The organism is uncultured Campylobacter sp., assembly GCF_938030685.1.
In the GTDB taxonomy this organism is placed as follows: domain Bacteria; phylum Campylobacterota; class Campylobacteria; order Campylobacterales; family Campylobacteraceae; genus Campylobacter_B.
The window spans coordinates 1-4,070 of sequence record NZ_CALHHX010000226.1 but is presented as its reverse complement, the minus strand read 5'-3'; the positions used below and the strand labels follow the sequence as shown (position 1 = coordinate 4,070).

Annotated in this window: 4 protein-coding genes; 1 reads left to right on the top strand and 3 read right to left on the bottom strand. The window is 48.9% G+C overall.

Going from position 1 to position 4,070, the window contains the following annotated elements; all coding sequences use genetic code 11:
• Window positions 1-71 precede the first annotated feature (71 nt).
• The 3 genes from Q0369_RS10930 to Q0369_RS10920 are packed head-to-tail and all read right to left on the bottom strand — an operon-like array spanning window position 72 to window position 1,886.
• Window positions 72-314, bottom strand: a complete 243-nt coding sequence (locus Q0369_RS10930) for a hypothetical protein (protein ID WP_005869161.1) — start codon at window positions 312-314, stop codon at window positions 72-74.
• Between the two features lie 9 nt (window positions 315-323).
• Entirely contained in the window at window positions 324-1,394 is a 1,071-nt protein-coding gene (leuB, locus tag Q0369_RS10925; RefSeq protein ID WP_298099870.1) for a 3-isopropylmalate dehydrogenase, read from the bottom strand.
• Window positions 1,395-1,403: 9 nt separating this feature from the next.
• Window positions 1,404-1,886 (bottom strand): 3-isopropylmalate dehydratase small subunit, encoded by a 483-nt coding sequence (locus tag Q0369_RS10920; protein WP_297880232.1) that lies wholly within the window; start codon window positions 1,884-1,886, stop codon window positions 1,404-1,406.
• A gap of 406 nt (window positions 1,887-2,292) precedes the next feature.
• Between Q0369_RS10920 and rpoD the strand changes: the two genes are divergently transcribed.
• On the top strand, window positions 2,293-4,070 hold a 1,778-nt coding region (gene rpoD, locus Q0369_RS10915), incomplete at its 3' end, for an RNA polymerase sigma factor RpoD (protein ID WP_298099866.1).

Below are 4,070 nucleotides of genomic sequence, written 5' to 3'. Positions count from 1 at the left end.
CCGTCAAATCTTGCGCGCGCTTTTGCGCTTTCATCTCATTTACTGCTTCGATGATATCTTCCAGTTCATTTTCATACATCAATTAGCCACCTCTTAAATTCCGCTTGTTTGCGCGCATCGACGCTTAAAAAGCGCTCCAGCATCGCCATATTAACGCCCGAGCTTACTCGATGATTTAAATTTAGCCGCGCAAAAAGCACAGCCGCATCGCCATCTTGCGGATTATCGCGTAAAATACCGCGGCAAATCCGCATTGCGCCGTAGATATCGCCTTTTTTCTCAAGCTCCATAGCGTATGCTAGTGCGCCATTCAAAGCTGGCTCCTAAGCCTTGGCTGCGTAATCTGCGATGATCGAGCCGATCTCTGCAGTCGAGCAAATTTCTTTGGCGTCGTACTGCGCGATATCCTTGGTGCGGTATCCGTCGCGAAGCACGGCGCGTACGGCGCTTTCGATCGCCGCTGCGGCCTCATTTTCGCCGAATGCGTATTTTAGCATCATCGCAGCGCTTAAGATCGTAGCGATCGGGTTTGCGATCCCCTGTCCCGCGATGTCGGGCGCACTGCCGTGGATCGGCTCGTAAATTCCTACCTTACCGCCGATACTTGCACTCGGAAGCAGTCCGATCGAGCCGCAGATCATGCTCGCCTCGTCGCTTAAAATATCACCGAACAAATTCTCCGTCAAAATCACGTCGAACTGCGCAGGCGCCCGCACGAGCTGCATCGCGGCGTTATCTACGTACATAAACTCCAAATTTATCCCCGCATAATTTTTCGCTAGCTCGCTTACGACCTCGCGCCACAGCTGGCTTGTTTCAAGCACGTTGGCCTTATCCACGAGCGTTATCTTTTTATTTCGCAAAAGTGCGGCCTCAAACGCGACCTTAGCCACGCGCTCGATCTCAGAGACGTTGTAGCACATCGTATTTAGCGCGTCCTTTTCGTTTTTAACGCGCGGCTGCCCAAAATAAATCCCGCCCGTAAGCTCGCGCACCACCATTATATCGACGCCTTTGATGATCTCCGGCTTTAGCGTCGAAGCATTTATCAGCTCATCAAAAATCATCGCGGGACGCAAATTTGCAAACGCTCCAAGCTCTTTGCGAATTTTTAGCAGTCCGCTTTCGGGGCGCAGTTCGCGCGGCAAGCCGTCCCATTTAGCGCCGCCGATCGCACCGAAAAGCACTGCGTCGCTTGATTTAGCGGTATTCAGCGTTTCATCCGGAAGCGGAACGCCCATAATGTCGATTGCCGCGCCGCCCATCAAGCGGTAGTCAAAATTTAGCTCAAAATTAAATTTATGGCTTACGGCATCGAGCACCTTGATCGCTTCTTCGATGATCTCAGGGCCGATTCCGTCGCCTTTTATCACGCATACGTCGTATTTTTTCATCCAAATTCCTTACAAGTTTATCTTTGTTTTTGCGTAATTTATCGCTCCGCCTGCGTCGAGGAGCTTTTGCATAAACTCCGGTATCGCGCCGAATTTATACTGAGTTTTTTGAGTTAAATTTTTAATTACGCCGCCCTTCAGATCGATGCTAAGCTCGTCGCCCTGCGCGATCTTGTCCGTCTCGTCGCATTCGAGGATCAAAAAGCCCGTGTTGAAGCTGTTTCGATAAAAAATCCTAGCGAAGTTCTTTGCGATCACGCATGAAATTCCGGCGGCCTTAAGCGCCATCGGTGCGTGCTCGCGCGAGCTGCCGCAGCCGAAATTTTTCCCCGCTACGATGATGTCGCCGCGAGCGATTTTGGACGAAAAATCCTTGTCCGCATCCTCCATGATATGCGTCGCAAGCACCGCCGCATCGGAGGTATTTAGGTAGCGCGCCGCAATAATAATGTCGGTGTCGATATCATCACCAAATTTCCATACTTTTGCCATATTTCCGCCTTAAATTTTAAAATAGATGCGCGATTTTACCGACAAATTTATTAAAATCCGCTCAATCGCTCCAATATGAGGGCGAAATTCCTCGTTTGAAATTTAGGGCTAAATTTAAACGCCAAAGCGCAGAGATAGGAAGTGTGGAGGCGTTAAATTTTAAAGCGGCAACGTGAAGGAAGCGGAATTTCGGCTCGTCGGTTTTACGTCTTGCGAACGCGGAATTTTAGCGAACAGTCTTAAATTTAGCTAAAAATATAACCTAAATTTTAAAATTTAGCCTAGTTTCTAGAATTTCAAAAATTATTAAATTTAGATAGTTCGCGCCGTATATAAGCAAAAATAAAGAGCGTTTCGGTATAATCCTATTTTCCAAAACAAATACACAACGACACAAGGAGATTTTATGGCGAGCCCAAAAGACGCCTTAACGCCCATCGAGCAGTTCTTCGACGAAAATCAAAAAAGCTACATCACCTACGAAAGACTGATAAAATTTTTCGACAAAGCCCCCACCGCGACGGCCGTTAAGAAGGTCGAAGCGCTTACGAAAAAATTTGACGTGGAGCTGATCTCTGCCGCAGAAATCTCCAAAATCAAAAATTTAGAGGACGCGAAACTCAAAGAAGCCACGCAAAAAAAGCTGCTGGACGAGGGCTGGGACGAGGAGTTTGACCTATCTAGCGACGTCGAGCTTTTGGAGTGGAGCCGTTCGGACAGCCCGGTGCGGATGTATCTGCGCGAAATGGGACAGATTCCGCTGCTGACGAAAGAAGAAGAGATCGAGATCAGCAAAAAAATCGAGCTCGGCGAGGACATCATCATCGACGCGTTTTGCTCGGTGCCGTACTTAATAGACTTTATTTTAGACTATAAAGAGCCGCTAATCAACCGCGAACGCCGCGTCAAGGAGCTTTTCAAGAGCTTTGACGACAGCGACGAAGAGGGTGAAGAGGAAGACGAAGAGGAACTATCGGAGGAGGATTATGACGACGAGGAGGATGAGGAAAGTGCGGACGAGGCGAAGCAAAAGCGCTCTAAAAAGAACGATAAGCGCGCTCTAAAGGTCATCGAAAGCTTCAAGGCTCTCGAAAAAGCCAAAAAGGACTGGATGAAATTTGCCGAGAAAAACGCCGAGGCGATTAAGCAGAGCAAGGGAATTTTATCGAAGCTGAACTTGGCGTTTAAAAAGAAAATTTTAAAAGAAAAGCTCATGGATCTGGGTCCAACCAGCAAGCTCATCACTGAGATCGTAAAATCAATGGAGACCGCGCTAAAAAGCGACGAGGGCTTTGAAAAAGAGCTCAAGCGCCTGGAATACAAGCTGCCGATGTTTAGCGCCGAACTGCGCGAAAATCATAAAAAAATCCTAAAAGATATCACAAAGCTCAGCAAAGACGACATCATCGCGCGCGTGCCGGAAGCCACGATGGTCTCGACCTACGTCGATATAAAAAAGCTCTTTTTGACAAAAGAGGCGAGCAAAAAAAGCTTCAACCTCGAGCCCGAGCGGCTGAAAGAAATTTTAGAGCAGATCAAGCGCGGCAAGCGCATCAGCGATAACGCAAAGGCGCGCATGGCGAAGTCCAACCTGCGCCTGGTCGTCTCCATCGCCAAACGCTACACCAACCGCGGGCTGCCGTTCTTAGACCTCATCCAGGAGGGCAATATCGGGCTTATGAAGGCTGTGGATAAATTTGAATACAAGCGCGGCTATAAATTTTCGACCTACGCGACGTGGTGGATCCGCCAGGCGATCAGCCGCGCCATCGCCGATCAGGCTCGCACAATCCGCATCCCGATCCATATGATCGAGACGATAAATCGAATTAATAAAATCACGCGCAAATATATGCAAGAAGGCGGCAAGGAGCCCGACATCAACGTCATCGCGCAAGAAGTAGGCCTTAGCGTCGATAAGGTAAAGCAGGTCATCAAAATCACAAAGGAGCCGATCAGTCTAGAAGCGCCGATCGGAAACGAGGACGACGGCAAATTCGGCGATTTCGTCGAAGACAAAAGCTCGGTTTCGCCGATCGAGCAAATTTTAAAATCCGACCTAAAAGAGCAGATAGACGACATCTTAGAGCAACTCAACGACCGCGAGCGCACGGTGATCCGCATGCGATTCGGACTGCTTGACGACGAGAGCGACCGCACGCTTGAAGAGATCGGCAAGGAGCT

Bases quoted from the DNA above. Each gene is read 5' to 3' on its own strand.
- leuB (WP_298099870.1), bottom strand. From the start codon at position 1,394: ATGAAAAAATACGACGTATGCGTGATAAAAGGCGACGGAATCGGCCCT.
- Q0369_RS10920 (WP_297880232.1), bottom strand. From the start codon at position 1,886: ATGGCAAAAGTATGGAAATTTGGTGATGATATCGACACCGACATTATT.